Below are 18,318 nucleotides of genomic sequence, written 5' to 3'. Positions count from 1 at the left end.
GCCACCTCCTCGCCGGAAGATGACGCCATCGTGTTCAACAGGCGGCTCATCACCGGTCTCTCATGCAAACGTCTTTTCCTAACGCAGTTGCCTCGCCGCGGTCGAGCTCGCTCGACCGCGAAGGCGCGGCCAGGCCGAAACCCCATGCGTTCGCGGGCGAGGCCAATGCGGCGAATCCTGCCGCGAATCGCGCCGTAGCCAACCCATCCGCCAATTCAGCTAGCAACGCGGACCCCGACAACGCCCCCGCCGTCCGTCTCCTGACCGACACCTTGCAGGAAGCCACCCGTCGCAACGCATCCGATCTACATATTGAACCGGCGGAACACGGCTGGCGCGTGCGCCTGCGAATCGACGGCGTGCTGCATGAAATTCCGCAGCCGCCCGCGCATCTGCGAGACGCATTTATTACGCGTGTGAAAGTGCTGGCGCGCATGGATATCGCCGAGCGGCGAGTGCCGCAAGACGGGCGGTTGCGCATCGCCACGTCGCCGGGTCGCGTCGAGGACTATCGTGTCAATTCGCTGCCCACGCTGTTTGGTGAAAAGCTGGTGTTGCGCCGTCTCGACGCACTACCGGCAGATCTTTCACTCGACACGCTCGGTCTGAATCCGCGCCAACGCGAGACGCTTGATGCCGCGATTCGTGCGCCTCACGGTCTGGTGCTCGTCACGGGCCCTACTGGCAGCGGCAAGACGTTGTCGCTCTACTGCTTCCTGAATCTTCTGAATGGTGAAGCGACCAATCTGTGTTCGGTGGAAGATCCAGCGGAAATTCAGCTCGCCGGCATCAATCAGGTCAGTGTGCGCGAAAAGGCCGGACTGACTTTCGCGGTAGCGCTCCGCGCGTTTTTGCGGCAGGACCCCGACGTCATCATGGTCGGCGAAATCCGTGACCACGAAACTGCGGACGTCGCCGTAAAAGCCGCGCAAACCGGCCACCTCGTGCTGTCGACTTTGCATACGAACGACGCACCCGCAGCGGTCGCCCGTCTGATCGATATTGGCGTCGAGCCGTACAACCTGGCGGCCGCACTGAGGATGGTGACGGCGCAGCGGCTGGTCCGGCGCCTGTGCGTCGCTTGCCGTGCGCCCGCGTCACAATCGTCGGCCGCGCTGCGAGCGGCAGGCTTCGACGAAGACCAGCTCGAAGGCTGGCAGCCCTACGCGGCGGTCGGCTGCGCGGCCTGCCACGGTATCGGCTACCGCGGACGCGTCGGCGTTCATCAGGTGATGCCCGTCTCCGATGCCATGCGTGAACTGATCGTGGCAAGCGCCGGCTCGCATGAGCTTGCACGGCTCGCGCGAACCGAACAGGTCGACACTTTGCGCGACGCCGCATTGGCGCGAGTGCGCGACGGCACTACCAGTCTCTCCGAGGCATTGGCTGCCACCGAGGTCGCATGAGCCCAACGCCAACACATCGACCGTCCATTGCCGATACGCACTTCAAATGGCGAGGCGCCAACGCCGACGGCATCCACAAGAACGGCACGCTCATAGCGCCGGACGCTGCTGCCGCGCGCGCCATGCTCAAGCGCGACCATCTGTTCGTCATTGAACTGACCGCGCACGGAACGGCATCGAGTCCGAAAGCACGCGCCACAGAGGTCACCCTGTTCACGCGTCAACTCGCGAGTTTGTTGCGAGCGGGTTTGCCGCTTGCGCCCGCGCTGGATCTGCTAGCGCAGGCGCAGTCTTCGAACCGGCAAGGCATGCCGCGAATAGTCGGCGCGTTGGCCCGCGACATCACCGGCGGCTTGCGTTTCTCGGCGGCATTGCAGCGGCACCCGGGGCAATTCAACGTGCTGTATTGCCAGCTTGTCGAAGTTGGTGAAGCAGCCGGCGCACTCGCCGCCGTTCTCGCCCGTATCGCGGAAGACCGCGAGCGCGCCGCCGCGCAACGCGCAAAAGTGCGCGCGGCACTCACCTATCCTGCTGCGATTCTGTTGCTGGCAATGGCGATTACCGCGGCATTGCTCGTGTGGGTGGTGCCGACTTTCAAACAGATCTTCGACGGATTCGGCGCAAAGCTTCCGGCGCCGACACAGTTCGTGCTCGCGTTATCGGCGGGCGCGGCGCGCTGGAGCGTGCCGTTGTTCGTCATGATCTTCGCATTGTCTTCGGCCGTGACGTTTCTGCTCCGGCGTTCCGAAATGGCACGTATCCGGTTCGCGCGTCTGTCGCTCAAAATGCCTGTTGCTGGCCCGTTGCTGAGCACGTTGTGCGCGGCACGCTGGAGCCGCGCGCTGGGCACGTTGCTGTCGGCGGGAACGCCTTTGGCCGATGCATTCGACTCGTTGACTCATGCCACCGGCAACGCTTTTTTCGATCGCGCCACCACGGAAATCGCCGCGCGCTTGCGGCGCGGCGAGCGGCTAGCTGCAGCGATGCGTGCGGAGCGCTGTTTTCCGCCGGAGGTCGTGCAGCCGGTCGCCGTCGCCGAAGAGTCCGGTGCGCTCGACACCATGCTGATCGACATAGCATCGCTCGCAGATCGTCAGGTAGATGAAAAGATTGGCACACTGGCCAGCTTGTGCGAACCGCTTGTCATCGTGGTGCTGGGCGCGCTGGTCGGCGGGCTTGTAATCGCGATGTATCTTCCCATTATTCAACTCGGCAACGTGGTGTAGGATCGCAGCCGAATCCATCCCTTATCTATGCGGGCTCCTCTTTCATTCGTGCCAGAAACCTCTTCCAGCCTGCTCTCGGGCTTATTGCCCGAGCACTTCACAAGCGCTCTCGGCGCGGCGTTCGGCAGCTTGCCTAGCGGCCTGCAATTTGCGTTCGCGATCGTGTTCGGCCTTGTGATCGGCAGCTTCCTGAATGTGGTCGTGCATCGTCTGCCGATCATGCTGGAGCGTGCCTGGCGCGATGAAATCCGCGAGTCCACTGAACAGCCGCCCGAAGACGACGGTCTGCCGGCGCGCTACAACCTGTGGGTGCCGCGCAGTGCATGTCCTCATTGCGGCCACGTTCTGAGCGCGTGGGAAAATTTGCCGGTACTGAGTTACGTGCTCTTGCGCGGGCGTTGCTCGGCTTGCAAAACGCGCGTGAGCCTGCGCTACCCGTTGCTTGAAATCGCAACCGCAGCGCTTGCCACCGGTTCGCTCGCGACGTTCGGTCCAACTCTAATCGCGCTCGCCGCTTTTAGCCTCTGCGCGACGTTGCTTGCGATGAGCGCGATCGATATCGACACCCATCTGCTGCCCGACTCGATGACGCTGCCACTCCTCTGGGCTGGTCTCATCGTCAATTTCGGCGGCACGTTTGCGAACCTGCACGATGCCGTGCTCGGCGCTATCTTCGGCTACCTGGTGCTGTGGGCCGTGCATTGGCTATTCAAGCTGGTGCGTGGTGTTGAAGGCATGGGTTATGGCGACTTCAAATTACTGGCGGCACTCGGCGCGTGGCTCGGTTGGGCCGCGCTCCCGCAGATAGTCCTGGTCGCGGCAGTGACCGGCGCAGTCGTGGGCCTCGCGGCAACATGGAGAGGCCGCATGCGCTTCGAAGAACCGTTGCCATTCGGACCGTTTCTCGCTGCGGGTGGCGCGCTCACGCTGTTCTTCGGCACGCCGCTTTACCTGGCTCTGGGAGGCTGAACCATGTTTGTCGTGGGACTGACCGGTGGCATCGGCAGCGGCAAATCGACCGTTGCAGACCTGTTCGCCGCGCACGGTGTACCGCTCGTCGACACCGACCTGATCGCGCATCGCATCACCGCGCCGCGTGGTCTTGCAATGCCGCAGATTGCCGCCGAATTCGGCGAGGCGTTCGTTGCTCCAGACGGCTCGCTCGATCGCGCCCAGATGCGTGCGCTTGTCTTCAGCGACGAGGGCGCGCGCAAACGCCTCGAAGCAATCACACATCCACTGATTCGTGCAGAGACCGAACGCGAACAGCACGAAGCGCAAGGACCGTACGTGATCATCGTGGTGCCGCTGCTGGTCGAATCCGGTAGCTGGAAAAATCGCGTGAACCGCGTGCTCACCGTCGATTGCAGTGTAGAAACACAAATTGCGCGCGTGATGAATCGCAACGGCTTCAGCCGCGAACAGGTGCTAGCTATCATCGCGCGTCAGGCTACACGTGAAGCCCGTCTCGCCGCCGCCGACGACGTGATAGATAACGACAACGCCCCGCTCGAATTGCTGGAAACGCAGGTCGAAGCGCAGCATCGCGTGTACCTGTCGCTCGCGAATACGTGAAAGCGGCTGCTGCGTTTTGCGACAGCGCACGAATCGAAAGGTGAATCGAAGCGCACGTCGAAGCACGCAGAAACCGCTGGAAACAGGAGAAAAAAGTTGCAAAAGCGCGCGGAAAAAGTGCGTGATTGCTAGGGTAGTCTCACGGCATTAGAATGTTCTGCATTCCCGTCACCGACCACGCCCGAGGCGAGCCCGCTTGATCCTTTACGAGTATCCCTTCAACGAGCGAATCCGGACGCTATTGCGCCTCGAAGACCTGTTCGAGCGCTTCACGTTCTTTCTGACTCAGGAAGACGCCAGAGAGCATCACGTCGCACTGACAACGTTGTTCGAAATCTCAGAGGTCGCGGGTCGCGCAGATCTGAAGTCCGATCTGATGAAGGAACTCGAGCGTCAACGGCAAACACTGGCGCCGTTTCGCGGCAATCCGGGAATCGAGCAGAACGCCCTGGAAGCGGTGCTCGGCGAAATCGAACAGACCCTGGCGGGACTTTCGCAGATGCAGGGCAAGACCGGCCAGCATCTTGCAGACAACGAGTGGCTCGCCAGCATTCGCAGCCGCGCAATTATTCCCGGTGGCACCTGCAAGTTTGACTTGCCGTCCTACTACGCGTGGCAGCAGATCCATCCCGATCAGCGTCGTCAGGACATCGCGAAGTGGGTCACTCCGCTTCTGCCGTTGCGCGATGCGGCCATCATCGTGCTGCGGCTCGCGCGTGAGTCCGGTCAGGCGTCGAAGGTCATGGCAATGCAGGGTAGCTATCAGCAAATGCTGTCCGGCCGCTCGTATCAACTGATGCAGGTTCGCGTGTCGCCCGAGTTGCGGGTGATTCCCGAGGCAAGCGCCAACAAGTACATGCTGTGGGTGCGTTTCACTGTGCAGGACGGCGATCTGCGTCCGCGTGCCGTGGATGTCGACGTGCCTTTCCAACTCACGCTTTGTAGCCTGTAAGCTGGGCGTCAGCGCGCGCCGCAGACTCGCTTCGCATGGGGCGCGCCTTTAAACCGACGCGAAAAGCCCCTATATTCGTTACTTGTTCCGTTTGCGATTGATTGCCTGACCGTATGCCTACTGTCGTCAAATGCCCTACATGCGGCAAGGATGTCCGCTGGACCCCTGAAAACCGCTTTCGTCCGTTCTGCTCCGACCGTTGCAAGCAGATCGATCTCGGCGCCTGGGCCGCTGAGAAATACAAGATTGGCGGGACCGATCAGGAAGCGTCGTCGGATGAGACGCCTGATGGGGATTTCCACCCGCATTGAGTTCGGCCCTGATCTGGCTGCTACCGTGGCAGCCAGATACCGTGCGGGCAGGCGCTGCTGCTGATGCATGCGCCAGCAAACGCCCACTACCGCGCGGATCAGCCTTTCAGCTCTTTTCAGCCGCGAGCCATTCCAGCACAGGAATAGTCGCCGGCAATAGCGGCTCGACGTCCGCCGGCAACGTCTGCCAGACAAAAGCCTGACCTTCGCGACCGTGCGGCTCGCCGGACCACTGCGTCACCTTGCAGAAAAACAGCCGCACATACGCGTGCGGGTAATCGTGTTCGAGCGTATGCCACAGGTGGCTCGCCTTCACGTCGATACCCAGTTCTTCGTGCAACTCACGAGCAAGCGCGGCTTCGACTGACTCGCCCGCCTCCAGCTTGCCGCCCGGAAACTCCCAGTAGCCTTCATATGGCTTGCCAACCGGGCGCTGCGCCAACAGATAGCGCCCATCCGGCTGAACCAGCACGCCGACAGCCACTTCCGTCACCTTGCGGCCGGCGGCGTTTTTCTGCGTGTCGCTCATACCGGGTTCTTCCGGCCGGACCAGTCGCGTGCGAACTGCCACGCCACGCGCCCCGAACGCGAGCCGCGTTCGAGCGCCCACACCAGTGCATCGCCGCGCGCCGCTTCGACTTCAGCGTCGTCGCAACCAAAATGCTTCAGCCAATGGCCGATGATCGACAGGTAATCGTCCTGCTTGAACGGATAGAAGCTGACCCACAGCCCGAAGCGCTCGGACAGGGAAATCTTTTCTTCGACCAGTTCGCCAGGGTGAATTTCGCCGTCTGACGTGTGCTTGTACGTCTCGTTGTCGCTCATGTATTCGGGCAACAGGTGACGGCGGTTCGATGTCGCGTAGATCAGCACGTTGTCGGACTGCGCGGCGATCGAGCCGTCGAGCGCGACCTTCAGCGCCTTGTAGCCCGACTCGCCGTCTTCAAACGACAGGTCGTCGCAGAACACCACGAAGCGCTCCGGCCGCTGCGCGATCAGATCGACGATGTCGCCGAGATCGTGCAGATCGTCCTTATCGACTTCGATCAGACGCAGGCCGTCTTTCGCGTACGCGTTCAGGCAAGCCTTGATCAGCGACGACTTGCCGGTACCGCGCGCGCCCGTCAGCAGCACATTATTGGCCGGCTGCTTGTGCACGAATTGACGCGTGTTTTGCTCGATCAGACCTTTCTGGCGATCGATGTTCTGCAGGTCGTCAAGCGTGATCGACGAAATGGCCGGCACCGGTTGCAGATAGCCGCGCCCCTGGCGCTTGCGCCAGCGAAACGCCACCGCCGCCGACCAGTCGATTTCCGGCGCGGCAGGCGGAAGCATCGCTTCCAGGCGGACGAGCACAGCTTCGGCCCGGGTCAAAAACTGTTCGAGTTTGTCCATGACAGTGAAGTAAGCGGCCGAAGCCGCGTATTAAACCTGATTACGAACGATAGTCGGCGTTGATGCTCACGTAGTCGTGCGACAGATCGCAAGTCCAGATCGTGGCTTGCGCATCGCCGCGGCCGAGTACGACGCGAATGCCGATCTCGCTCTTCTTCATGACGCGCTGACCGTCTTCTTCACGGTAGGCCGGATTGCGGCCGCCAGCAGTGGCAACCAGCACGTCGTCCAGATACAGATCGATCTTGCCGACGTCGAGATCGTCCACGCCGGCATAGCCGATGGCCGCCAGAATGCGGCCGAGATTGGGGTCCGATGCGTAGAAGGCCGTCTTCACGAGCGGCGAGTGGCCGATCGCGTAGGCGATCTTGCGGCATTCGTCCACGTTCGAGCCGCCTTCGACATGCACGGTCATGAATTTCGTCGCGCCTTCGCCGTCGCGCACGATCAACTGAGCGAGGGTTTGGGCGACTTCGGTCACCGCATCGCGCAACGCTGCATAAGCGGGCGAATCGGTGGAGGTGATCGCCGGCAGGCTCGATTTGCCCGAAGCGATCAGGATGAACGAATCGTTGGTCGAGGTATCGCCATCGATCGTGATGCAGTTGAACGAGCGGTCCGCGACGTGCTTGACCAGCGCGTCGAGCACCGGCTGCGCGACAGCCGCGTCGAACGCGAGGAAGCCGAGCATGGTCGCCATGTTCGGCTTGATCATGCCCGCACCCTTGCTGATCCCGGTCAGCGTGACCGTGTGGCCGTCGATCGTGACCTGGCGCGAGGTGGCTTTGGGCAGCGTGTCCGTGGTCATGATCGCCTGCGCGGCGTCGTACCAGTTCGCTTCCTTGCGGTTAGCCAGCGCGGCCGGCAAACCCGCCTTCAGACGGTCGACCGGCAGCGGCTCCAGAATCACGCCTGTCGAAAACGGCAGCACCTGTTCCGGCGCGATGTCCGCGAGACGTGCGAGTTCGGCGCAGGTTTCGCGCGCCGCCAGCATGCCCGGCTCACCCGTGCCCGCGTTCGCGTTGCCGGTGTTGATCACCAGCGCGCGGATCGGCTTGCCGCCCCCGCGCACGCGCTCCAGATTCTCACGGCAAACCGTCACCGGCGCCGCGCAAAAACGGTTCAACGTGAACGCACCGGCTACGGTCGCGCTTTCGTCGACGGTAATGACGAGCACGTCCTTGCGGTTCGGCTTGCGGATATTCGCCTCCGCCCAGCCAAGCGAAACGCCGGCGACAGGGTGGAGTTGAGCGGGATCGATCGAAGGGAAATTGACAGCCATGGTCGCGACCTGTCGAAGAAAATGCCGGCAGGCGCCGGCATTAGGGAAACGGAAACTGATGGCTCGGGCAGGTTGCCGAACCACCGCGAAATCTGATGCGAAACTACAGCGAAGCACAGGGTAAAACGACGCGGCGCGCTCGGGAGCGCGCCGCTTTCGGCATTACACGATCTTGCCGTGGCACTGCTTGTACTTCTTGCCGCTGCCGCATGGGCACGGGTCGTTACGGCCGACCTTCGGCACGTTGTCCGCGCTCACGTTGGCCGTTACTTGCGACGACGAGCCGTGGCTCATCGCGTCGCCGATCATCGCAGCGGTGGCCGCTTCTGCAGCAACCGGGGCGGCGGCGGCTGCCGCTTCAGCGAACTCGGCGTGACGAAACTCGACGTTCTCGAGATGGCCGCCCTGCTCTTCCAACTGATCGGCTACGTCTTCCAACTGTTCCGGCGACTGGATCTGCACGTTCATCACCACGCGGGTGACTTCGAGCTTCACGGCGTCGAGCATCGCGGCGAACAGTTCGAACGCCTCGCGCTTGTATTCCTGCTTCGGATTCTTCTGCGCGTAACCGCGCAGATGGATGCCCTGACGCAGGTGGTCGAGCGCAGCCAGATGTTCGCGCCAGCTACGGTCCAGCGTTTGCAGCATGATCGAGCGTTCGAACGAGCTGAACGACTCGCGGCCGACCAGTTCGACCTTTGCTTCGTACGCTTCGTCCGCTGCGGCTTCGACTGCTTCGAGAATTTCGTCCGCGCTGATCGAATTCGACTCGTTGATCATTTCCTGAATCGCGAGGTCGAGCTGCCATTCGTTGCGCAGCACTTCTTCGAGTTCAGGCACGTCCCACTGTTCTTCGATGCTGCCTGCCGGCACGAACTGATGAACGATATCGGCGATCACGCCATGACGCATTGCGCCGATGGTTTCCGTGATGTCGTTCGCTTCGAGCAATTCATTGCGCTGCTGGTAGATCACCTTGCGTTGATCGTTCGACACATCGTCGTATTCGAGCAATTGCTTGCGAACGTCGAAGTTGCGCGCTTCAACTTTGCGCTGCGCCGATTCGATGGAGCGCGACACGATGCCCGCTTCGATCGCCTCGCCTTCCGGCATCTTCAGGCGATCCATGATTGCGCGCACGCGGTCGCCCGCGAAAATGCGCAGCAGCGGATCTTCCAGCGACAGATAGAAGCGCGACGAACCCGGGTCGCCCTGACGGCCGGCACGGCCGCGCAGCTGGTTGTCGATGCGGCGCGATTCGTGACGTTCGGTGCCGATAATGTGCAGACCGCCAGCGGCCTTCACCTGATCGTGCAGCGCTTGCCACTCGTCGTGAATCTTCGCGATACGGCGCTGCTTTTCGTCGTCGGAGAGCGTTTCGTCCTTTTCGAGGAACGACGCCTGCTTTTCCGCATTGCCGCCGAGCACGATGTCGGTACCGCGACCGGCCATGTTGGTGGCGATCGTGATGCGCTTCGGACGGCCCGCTTCAGCGACGATTTCCGCTTCACGTGCGTGCTGCTTCGCGTTCAGCACCTCGTGCGACAGACCGGCCTGCTTCAGCAGATGCGACAGCAGTTCCGAGTTTTCAATCGATGTCGTACCGACCAGCACCGGCTGACCGCGCTCATAGCAGTCGCGGATGTCGCGGATCACCGCGTCATAACGCTCCTTGGCGGTCTTGTAGATCTGATCCTGCTTGTCGATCCGCTTCGGCGGACGGTTGGTCGGGATCACGACCGTTTCGAGACCGTAGATCTCGTTGAATTCGTACGCTTCCGTATCCGCCGTACCGGTCATGCCGGACAGCTTCGCGTACATGCGGAAGTAGTTCTGGAACGTGATCGACGCGAGCGTCTGGTTCTCGCTCTGGATCTTGACGTGTTCCTTCGCCTCGACGGCCTGGTGTAGGCCATCGGACCAGCGACGACCCGACATCAGACGGCCGGTGAATTCGTCGACGATCACCACTTCGTTGTTCTGCACCACGTAATGCTGGTCTTTGAAGAACAGCGTGTGTGCGCGCAATGCTGCGTACACGTGGTGCATCAGCGTGATGTTTTGCGGCGCGTAAAGGCTCTCGCCTTCGCCGATCAGGCCCCACTCGGCGAGCAGACGCTCGGCCTTTTCGTGGCCCGATTCGGTCAGGAAAACCTGACGGCCTTTCTCGTCCAGCGTGTAATCGCCCGGCTTTTCGACGCCGGTGCCGTCCGCCTTCTCTTCGCCGATCTGGCGTTCGAGCAGCGGCGGCAGCGCATTCATGCGCACGTAGAGTTCGGTGTGATCTTCGGCCTGGCCGGAGATAATCAGCGGCGTGCGGGCTTCGTCGATCAGGATCGAGTCGACCTCGTCGACCACCGCGAAATTCAGCGCTCGCTGCACGCGCGCGTCGGTCTCGTAGACCATGTTGTCGCGCAGGTAGTCGAAGCCGAATTCGTTATTCGTGCCGTACGTGATGTCGGCAGCGTAGGCCTGCTGCTTCGCCTCGTGGTCCATCTGCGACAGGTTGATACCCACCGACAGACCGAGGAAGTTGTACAGACGCGCCATCCATTCGGCGTCGCGCTGTGCCAGGTAATCGTTGACCGTGACGACGTGCACGCCGCGGCCCGACAACGCATTCAGATACACCGGCAGCGTAGCGACAAGGGTCTTGCCCTCGCCCGTGCGCATTTCGCCGATCTTGCCGTAGTGCAGGACCATGCCGCCGATCAGCTGCACGTCGAAGTGGCGCATTTTCAGCACCCGCTTGCTGGCCTCGCGGCAGACCGCAAAAGCTTCCGGCAACAGCTTGTCGAGCGATTCGCCGCTCGCGACGCGCTGGCGGAATTCACCCGTTTTGGCGCGCAGTTGATCGTCCGTCAATTGCTCGATCTGCGGTTCGAGCGCATTGATCGCCGCGACGGTCTTTTGATATTGCTTGACTAGCCGCTGGTTGCGGCTGCCAAAAATCTTCTGTAGAAAACCGGTGGTCATCGGATCGGTGTCTGCGTCGCGGCTTCGGCTGGGTTGCGCGGTGCCGATCGTACCGATCGTGCACTGCGCTCCGGGGTCGGAAGGGCCTCGGCGGCTTAGTCCAAGAGTGAATTCGAATCGGGCATTTTAGCACGCGCCCCCGGCCGCGCCTGTGTCAGAGGCGCTACGTTGGCCTTGTGGACAATGCCCGCTGCGTCGGCTTGTGACCGTACGACTCGAGCCGGGCTGGCGTGCATCCCGCGCGGTACAATCGCGGCGTGAACGCGCAATAGGGTGCGAACACGCCCTTATTTACAAACATGAGCCGTTTTCCGTCCTTTTCAAGGCCGCCGCCGCAGCAGTTCAAAGCGCGCCGCCCGCAGCCCGTCGCCGAAGTGCTGAATCGCACGGATGCGTACGCGGCGCTGCGCGCGGGCGTCGAGCAAATTGCCGCGCTGGAAAAGGATTTGCGCTCGCTGCTGCCCGATTATCTGGCGACGAGCGTGGAGCCGGGCTTTATCAAGGACGGCGTGCTGGCGCTGTTTGCCGCGCACAACGCGCTCGCTGCGCGGCTGCGACATCTTGAACCACGGCTGCTGTCGGATTTGCAGCAGCGCGGCTGGCCGGTCAATGCGCTGCGAATTCGCGTGCGGCCTCAGCCGGTCAAGGAGCCGCCGCCGGTCAAGCAGGCACGCATGACGCCGGTCGGTGCCGATGCGCTGCATGCGTTGAGCGAATCGCTTGAACCGTCGCCGTTGCAGGAGGCGCTGGCGCGAATGGCGGCCCGGCATCGGAGAAATCGCTAAGGTTGTCGAAGTCGCGCTGAAAACAAAAACGGCCCCGAAGGGCCGTTTTTTTGCTATCTGCTACAGGGGACGTTACGCAAACGCCGTTTGCGTCTCGTACGCAAAGCCGCGCGGTGCCTTCTGCGTGTCGTCGAACGTGACGATTTCGTACGAATCTTCGTGCGCCAGCAGTTCGCGCAGCAATGCGTTGTTTAGACCGTGGCCCGACTTGTACGCGTCGTACGATGCCAGCAACGGATGACCGACCACATACAGGTCGCCGATCGCATCGAGCATTTTGTGCTTCACGAACTCGTCGTCGTAACGCAGACCGTCGTTGTTCAGAATGCGGTATTCGTCGAGCACGATCGCGTTGTCCATGCTGCCACCGCGTGCCAGACCCAGCTCACGCATCATTTCCACTTCGTGCGCAAAACCGAACGTGCGCGCGCGGGCAATCTCGCGCACGTAAGACGTGTTTGCGAAATCCACTTCCAGCGCCTGGCCGGTTTTATCCACAGCCGGATGACGGAAGTCGATCGTGAACTTGAGCTTGAAACCGAAGTACGGGTCGAGACGCGCGAACTTGTCGCCGTCACGAATTTCGACCGGCTTGGTGACCTTGATGAACTTCTTCGCAGCGTTCTGCTGCTCGATTCCAGCCGACTGGATCAGGAACACGAACGAACCCGCGCTGCCGTCCATGATGGGAATTTCTTCAGCGGTGACGTCGACGTAAAGATTGTCGATGCCAAGACCGGCGCAGGCGGACATCAAATGTTCGATGGTCGACACGCGCGCGCCGTCTTTCTGCAACACGGAAGCCAGACGCGTATCACCAATTGCCATCGCCGACGCAGGAATGTCCACCGGCGTGGGCAAATCCACGCGCGAAAAGACGATGCCAGTGTCTGGCGCCGCCGGGCGAAGCGTCAAATTGACCTTCCGACCCGAGTGCAGGCCGATGCCAACTGTCTTGACGATTGTTTTGATAGTGCGCTGCTTCAGCATGGTGATCTTCTATTCGATTGAAAATCCCAATCGGGACTTTTTATTCCATAGCACGAATTATACTCCAATACCCTTGGGGTCGTCGTTGCACGGAACGTATCAATCTGTTTCGCTACATTACCCAATGGGCGCCCGTCAGGGAAAGCGTGACGGGCCGACGTCCCGGAACGGAGGCGTTTCCGGTCGTCGGCCCGCGTAACGGCCTGTCACAAAAGCGTCTTACCACCCGTTGCCCTCGTACAACGCGACAAAACCGCGCGCTGCCAAGGTGAAGGGCGACGCCCGCGCAACTAGCTCAACGTGGCAAGAATGCTTGCTGCATCGCTCACTTCGAATTTGCCGGCAGCCTCGACGTTCAACGTCTTGACCACGCCGTCGTCGACCACCATCGCGTAGCGCTGGGAACGGATTCCCATGCCGCGCGCCGACAAATCCTGCTCCAGACCAAGCGCCCGTGTGAAAGCCGCACTGCCGTCCGCCATCATGCGCACCTTGCCCGAGGCGTGCTGATCGCGTCCCCACGCGCCCATTACGAACGCGTCGTTGACGGACACGCACCAGATCTCGTCGATGCCCGCAGCGCGCAACTGCCCGGCGTGCTCGATATAACCCGGTACATGTTTGGCCGAACAGGTCGGCGTGAACGCGCCCGGCAATCCGAAGATCACCACGCGCCTGCCCGCCGTCTGCTCGCGCACGTCGAAGCTGTTCGGCCCCAACGTGCAGCCCGCCCGCTCATCTTCGACGAATTCGAAGAGCGTTGCGTCGGGCAGCTTGTCACCTGCTTGAATCATGCTCAGTCCTTTGCATCGATGCGAAGCACGCTCGCACGTCGTCGTGTCGCAGTGAAATTGGCATGCAGCCCGTTAAGGCTACGCCGTTCGGCGACAGTCGCCCAATCCGCTTCGCGAATCCGAAGAGGGCAGTTGTCCTTGCCGCGAATCTGACGATACGCGACCTGTTCGCCGTTCACCCGCCACGCTCGTGCATTCGTCCGCCAGCGCTGCACTGCAAAACAACTGCAGCGCGGCAACGAAAGCCTGCTCGCGCGCTCAGTCCGCCTGCTTGCGCAGGAATGCCGGAATGTCGTACGTGTCGACGCCCTTTTCCTGCAGCGCCTGCACATGCGACGCAGCCGTATCGCGCGACGTGCGCCACACAGCCGGCGTGTCCAGCGCGCCGTAGTCGGCCGTAGCCGCGTGCGACGTTGCCGGTGCGTAAGCCGCGTGTTGCATCGTGCCGATCGGCTGATTGTCGGTGCCGGTGCGCAGCAGCGTCATCGGTGCCGATTGCTGCTTCTTCGCCGCACGGCCCAGACCCGTTGCGACGACCGTCACGCGCAGCGCGTCGCCCATTGCATCGTCGTACACCGCGCCGAAAATCACGGTCGCGTCTTCTGCCGCGTAGCTCTTGATCGTGTTCATCACTTCGCGCGTTTCCGACAGACGCAGCGAACGGCTCGACGTGATGTTCACCAGCACGCCACGCGCGCCCGACAGATCCACACCTTCCAGCAGCGGGCTGGCCACAGCCTGCTCGGCGGCCAGACGCGCGCGATCGACACCGGCAACCGTCGCCGTGCCCATCATCGCCTTGCCCTGCTCGCCCATCACCGTTTTCACGTCTTCGAAGTCGACGTTCACCAGACCGTCGACGTTGATGATTTCCGCGATACCGGCCACTGCGTTGTTCAGAACGTCGTCAGCGCACTGGAAGCACTTGTCCATCTCGGCGTCGTCGCCCATCACCTCGAACAGCTTGTCGTTCAGAACGACGATCAGCGAGTCGACGTGATCCTCCAGTTGCTGCGAACCGGCTTCTGCAACGCGCATGCGCTTGCCGCCTTCGAATTCGAACGGCTTGCTGACCACGCCAACAGTCAAGATACCCATTTCCTTGGCGATCTGCGCGACCACGGGTGCTGCGCCCGTGCCCGTGCCGCCGCCCATGCCGGCCGTGATGAAGACCATGTGCGCGCCGCGCAGTGCGTCGGCGATGCGCTCACGTGCTTCTTCCGCTGCGGCGCGGCCCATTTCCGGCTTGGCGCCGGCGCCCAGACCCGTGTTGCCGAGCTGGATCACCGCGGTGGCGCGCGAACGCGACAGAGCCTGCGCGTCCGTGTTCATCACGATGAAGTCGACGCCTTGCACGCCTTTGTTGATCATGTGCTGAACGGCATTGCCGCCAGCGCCACCTACTCCGACCACCTTGATGATGGTGCCGTTCGTTTCGGTTTCCAGCATCTGGAATTCCATGTTGCCTCCGTCAAGATAGAAAAGTACAGCCACTCGGCCGTTATCCGGCAGGAGATCGGGCAACCTCCTGTCGCGCGCTGGTCGCCGGCACCTGCGCGTGTTTGTTCAAACCTGCTTTGAATCCGACTGCTTATTTCACTGCTTGTTCGATTGCTTATCCGACTACTTGTGCCACTGCAAAACCGTTAGAAGTTGCCGAGGAACCAGTCTTTCATGCGCGTGAAAACCTGTCCCATCGAGCCCGACTGCACGGCGACCTTGCGGCCACGCATACGTTGCGAGCGTCCTTCGACGAGCAGGCCCATTGCCGTTGAATAACGCGGATTACGCACGACGTCCGCAAGGCCGCCCGCGTATTCCGGCACGCCGATTCGCACCGGCTTCAGGAAAATGTCTTCACCCAGTTCGACCATGCCGAGCATCATCGACGCGCCGCCGGTCAGCACCACGCCGGAACTCAGCAGTTCCTCGTAACCCGACTCGCGCACCACCTGCTGCACGAGCGAGAACAGTTCTTCGACACGCGGCTCGACCACTGCCGCCAGCGCCTGGCGCGACAACGTGCGCGGACCGCGCTCGCCGAGACCCGGCACTTCGATCATCTCGTCCGGATCGGCAAGCGCCTGCTTGGCGATGCCGTAGTCGACCTTGATGTCTTCGGCATCCGGCGTCGGCGTGCGCAACGCCATCGCGATGTCGCTCGTGATCTGGTCGCCGGCAATCGGAATCACTGCCGTGTGACGGATCGCGCCTTCGCTGAAAATTGCGATGTCGGTCGTGCCGCCGCCGATATCGACCAGCACCACGCCGAGTTCCTTCTCGTCTTCCGTCAGCACCGCGAGCGACGACGCGAGCGGCTGCAGAATCAGATCGTTCACTTCGAGCCCGCAACGGCGCACGCACTTCACGATGTTCTGCGCCGCGCTCACTGCGCCGGTGACGATATGCACCTTCACTTCGAGGCGGATACCGCTCATGCCGATCGGCTCGCGCACATCTTCCTGACCGTCGATGATGAATTCCTGCGTGAGGATATGCAGCACCTGCTGATCGGTCGGGATGTTGATCGCCTTCGCCGTTTCGATCACGCGCGCCACGTCCGTCTGCGTGACTTCCTTTTCCTTGATCGCCACCATGCCGCTCGAATTGAAGCTGCGGATATGGCTGCCGGCGATTCCGGTGAACACGTTCGTAATCTTGCAGTCGGCCATCAGCTCGGCTTCTTCGAGCGCGCGCTGAATGGACTGCACGGTGGCTTCGATATTCACCACCACGCCTTTCTTGAGCCCCTTCGATTCGCTCTGGCCAAGGCCGATCACCTCGTAGTGACCTTCGCCCTTCAACTCGGCGACGATGGCCACGACCTTCGACGTCCCGATGTCGAGGGCGACCAGCAGATCTTTATAGTCTTTACTCATAGAGTGCTCATTGCGTGTGATGTCCGTTTACTTCTTGCCCTTGTCGGGTTCGCTGATAAAGCGCATGCCAGCGGCACGAATCGCGAAACCGTTCGGATAGCGCAAGTCCGCATACTCGATATCCTTTCCCCAACGTTGCGTCACTGCGCCCCACGCCGCCGTCAGGCGCTTGCTGCGATCCAGCAGCGTGTCCTGATTGCGTTCGCGCCCAAGCTCAACCTGCGTACCGTTCGACAACTTCACCGTCCACGCGTAACGCGGCGACAGCGTCACTTCGTCGGGCGTCGCGCCCAGCGGCGCAAACCACTTCTGAAAGTCGTGATAACGCGCGACCACTTCTTTCGCCGAACCGTCGGGGCCGTCGAACGCGGGCAGATCCTGCTCGAGTTCGCCCTGATTCGCGGTGAACAGCTCGCCATCGGTGCTCACCAACTGATCGCTGCCCCACGTTCCCAGCGGTTTGTACTCCTCCAGCGTGACAGCCAATGCATTCGGCCAGACCCGGCGCACACTTGCATGACGCACCCATGGCATCTGCTCGAACGCCTGACGCGCAACGTCGAGATCGACCGTGAAAAAGTTGCCCTTCAACCGCCCTACTACACCGGCGCGCACCGTCGGCGAATTGATGTGCTCCGTATCGCCGCCGATCTGGATTTCGCGCAGTGCGAAATTCGGACGCTGGATCAGCCAGTCAGCGCCTGCCGCCAGCAGCACGAGCACCAGCAACACATGCAATGTGTTGGCGGCGAGATTGAGCTGGCGAACGTTGTTCCACATGGTGTTGCTTTCGGGTCACCCCGGTTAGTCATTAAGCGTCAGCGCCAACACGCCGACAACCAGTTCCTGATAGCTGATGCCCACCGCGCGCGCCGCTTTCGGCGGCAGCGAGTGATCAGTCATGCCAGGCGCCGTGTTCACTTCCAGGAAGTACGGGTTGCCGTCTGCGTCGAGCATGAAATCGGCACGGCCCCAGTCGGTGCAGCCGAGCACCTCGAACGCGCGGCGCGCCAGCACTTTCAGACGCGCTTCTTCTTCCGCCGCGATACCGCACGGAATCAGATACTGCGTGTCGTCGGCGATGTACTTCGCGTGATAGTCGTAGAACTCACCGGCCGGCACGATGCGGATCACCGGCAGGTCCAGATCGCCCGCGATGCACGCGGTAAATTCGCCGCCGCCTTCGATGCTCTTTTCGACCACGACGATCTTGTCGAACTTCGCGGCTTCGATTAGCGCAGCCGGCAATGCGTCGGCCGTTTTCACCTTGATCACCGCCACGCTCGAGCCTTCGCTCGCGGGCTTCACGAACAGCGGCAAGCCGAGCTTCGCGACGATGTCTTTCGCGCGCGCTTCGTAGTCGTCGCCACGCATGACCGCTTCGAACGGCGGCGTCGGAATACCGAGTTGCTGCCACACGAGCTTGGTGCGGAACTTGTCCAGACCCAGCGCCGAACCGAGCACGCCGCTGCCGTTGTACTTGATGCCGTAGAAATCGAGCGCGCCCTGAATCTGGCCGTTCTCGCCATAGCCGCCATGCAACGCGATGAACGCGCGATCGAAGCCTTCCGCCTTCAACTCGGCGAGCGGACGCTCGGACGGGTCGAACGGATGCGCGTCGATGCCGGCGTCGCGCAGGCCTTGCAGCACGAGGCGGCCGGACGTGAGCGACACTTCGCGCTCGGCGGATTCACCGCCGAGCAGCACCGCTACCTTGCCGAATTGTTTTGGATCAATACTGCTCATC

Annotated in this window: 17 protein-coding genes and 1 pseudogene; 8 read left to right on the top strand and 10 right to left on the bottom strand. The window is 61.9% G+C overall.

The annotated features are described in order from the left end of the window. Positions 1-62: 62 nt before the first annotated feature. The 6 genes from ABH945_RS00170 (at position 63) to yacG (ending at position 5,470) form a co-directional block, all read left to right on the top strand. Positions 63-1,406 (top strand): GspE/PulE family protein, encoded by a 1,344-nt coding sequence (locus ABH945_RS00170; protein ID WP_429249387.1) that lies wholly within the window; start codon positions 63-65, stop codon positions 1,404-1,406. Beyond that, positions 1,403-2,632, top strand: a complete 1,230-nt coding sequence (locus ABH945_RS00165; protein WP_429249386.1) for a type II secretion system F family protein — start codon at positions 1,403-1,405, stop codon at positions 2,630-2,632. The genes ABH945_RS00170 and ABH945_RS00165 overlap by 4 nt, the downstream gene beginning before the upstream one ends. A 27-nt stretch (positions 2,633-2,659) precedes the next feature. After that, entirely contained in the window at positions 2,660-3,601 is a 942-nt protein-coding gene (locus ABH945_RS00160) for a prepilin peptidase (protein WP_429249385.1), read from the top strand. Between the two features lie 3 nt (positions 3,602-3,604). Continuing rightward, positions 3,605-4,207 (top strand): dephospho-CoA kinase, encoded by a 603-nt coding sequence (gene coaE / locus ABH945_RS00155; RefSeq protein ID WP_429249384.1) that lies wholly within the window; start codon positions 3,605-3,607, stop codon positions 4,205-4,207. A 196-nt stretch (positions 4,208-4,403) separates the two neighbouring features. Then, positions 4,404-5,159, top strand: a complete 756-nt coding sequence (gene zapD, locus ABH945_RS00150; RefSeq protein ID WP_074765879.1) for a cell division protein ZapD — start codon at positions 4,404-4,406, stop codon at positions 5,157-5,159. A 113-nt stretch (positions 5,160-5,272) separates the two neighbouring features. Continuing rightward, positions 5,273-5,470 (top strand): DNA gyrase inhibitor YacG, encoded by a 198-nt coding sequence (gene yacG / locus ABH945_RS00145; protein ID WP_074765881.1) that lies wholly within the window; start codon positions 5,273-5,275, stop codon positions 5,468-5,470. Between the two features lie 106 nt (positions 5,471-5,576). Here yacG and ABH945_RS00140 read toward each other — a convergent pair whose 3' ends face one another. Genes ABH945_RS00140 through argJ form a run of 3 tightly spaced genes read right to left on the bottom strand, consistent with a single transcriptional unit; the run spans position 5,577 to position 8,147 of the window. Beyond that, on the bottom strand, positions 5,577-5,999 hold the full coding sequence (locus ABH945_RS00140; RefSeq protein WP_074765883.1) for an NUDIX domain-containing protein: 423 nt from the start codon (positions 5,997-5,999) through the stop codon (positions 5,577-5,579). Then, positions 5,996-6,865 (bottom strand): ATP-binding protein, encoded by an 870-nt coding sequence (locus ABH945_RS00135; protein ID WP_074765885.1) that lies wholly within the window; start codon positions 6,863-6,865, stop codon positions 5,996-5,998. The genes ABH945_RS00140 and ABH945_RS00135 overlap by 4 nt, the downstream gene beginning before the upstream one ends. 40 nt (positions 6,866-6,905) lie before the next feature. Next, entirely contained in the window at positions 6,906-8,147 is a 1,242-nt protein-coding gene (gene argJ / locus ABH945_RS00130) for a bifunctional glutamate N-acetyltransferase/amino-acid acetyltransferase ArgJ (protein WP_429249383.1), read from the bottom strand. A gap of 95 nt (positions 8,148-8,242) precedes the next feature. On the opposite strand from argJ, the pseudogene ABH945_RS00125 reads away from it, so the two are divergent. Beyond that, positions 8,243-8,326: pseudogene (locus ABH945_RS00125) on the top strand (hypothetical protein); the annotation flags it as partial. On the opposite strand, the gene secA reads toward ABH945_RS00125, so the two are convergent. Then, a complete protein-coding gene (secA, locus tag ABH945_RS00120; protein WP_429249382.1) occupies positions 8,310-11,123 on the bottom strand; it encodes a preprotein translocase subunit SecA in 2,814 nt (937 codons plus the stop codon). The pseudogene ABH945_RS00125 and the gene secA overlap by 17 nt on opposite strands. Positions 11,124-11,422: 299 nt before the next feature. On the opposite strand from secA, the gene ABH945_RS00115 reads away from it, so the two are divergent. Further along, positions 11,423-11,908, top strand: a complete 486-nt coding sequence (locus tag ABH945_RS00115; protein WP_074765888.1) for a DciA family protein — start codon at positions 11,423-11,425, stop codon at positions 11,906-11,908. Positions 11,909-11,980: 72 nt separating this feature from the next. Here ABH945_RS00115 and lpxC read toward each other — a convergent pair whose 3' ends face one another. The 6 genes from lpxC to ABH945_RS00085 all read right to left on the bottom strand — a co-directional run bounded on the left by lpxC (position 11,981) and on the right by ABH945_RS00085 (position 18,317). Then, positions 11,981-12,898 (bottom strand): UDP-3-O-acyl-N-acetylglucosamine deacetylase, encoded by a 918-nt coding sequence (gene lpxC / locus ABH945_RS00110; RefSeq protein ID WP_074765890.1) that lies wholly within the window; start codon positions 12,896-12,898, stop codon positions 11,981-11,983. Between the two features lie 290 nt (positions 12,899-13,188). Beyond that, positions 13,189-13,692: a peroxiredoxin gene (locus ABH945_RS00105; protein ID WP_429249381.1), complete on the bottom strand. Its 504-nt coding sequence runs from the start codon at positions 13,690-13,692 to the stop codon at positions 13,189-13,191. Positions 13,693-13,950: 258 nt separating this feature from the next. Next, entirely contained in the window at positions 13,951-15,153 is a 1,203-nt protein-coding gene (gene ftsZ, locus ABH945_RS00100; protein WP_074765894.1) for a cell division protein FtsZ, read from the bottom strand. A gap of 185 nt (positions 15,154-15,338) precedes the next feature. Then, entirely contained in the window at positions 15,339-16,571 is a 1,233-nt protein-coding gene (ftsA, locus tag ABH945_RS00095; RefSeq protein ID WP_007180311.1) for a cell division protein FtsA, read from the bottom strand. Between the two features lie 27 nt (positions 16,572-16,598). Continuing rightward, entirely contained in the window at positions 16,599-17,351 is a 753-nt protein-coding gene (locus ABH945_RS00090) for a cell division protein FtsQ/DivIB (protein ID WP_074765895.1), read from the bottom strand. A gap of 24 nt (positions 17,352-17,375) precedes the next feature. Further along, positions 17,376-18,317 (bottom strand): D-alanine--D-alanine ligase, encoded by a 942-nt coding sequence (locus tag ABH945_RS00085; RefSeq protein ID WP_429249380.1) that lies wholly within the window; start codon positions 18,315-18,317, stop codon positions 17,376-17,378. Position 18,318 lies beyond the last annotated feature (1 nt).

Origin of the sequence: Paraburkholderia sp. GAS333 (genome assembly GCF_050435665.1) — a bacterium.
Taxonomy (GTDB): domain Bacteria; phylum Pseudomonadota; class Gammaproteobacteria; order Burkholderiales; family Burkholderiaceae; genus Paraburkholderia; species Paraburkholderia fungorum_A.
This window is presented reverse-complemented; position numbering and strand designations above follow the sequence as displayed.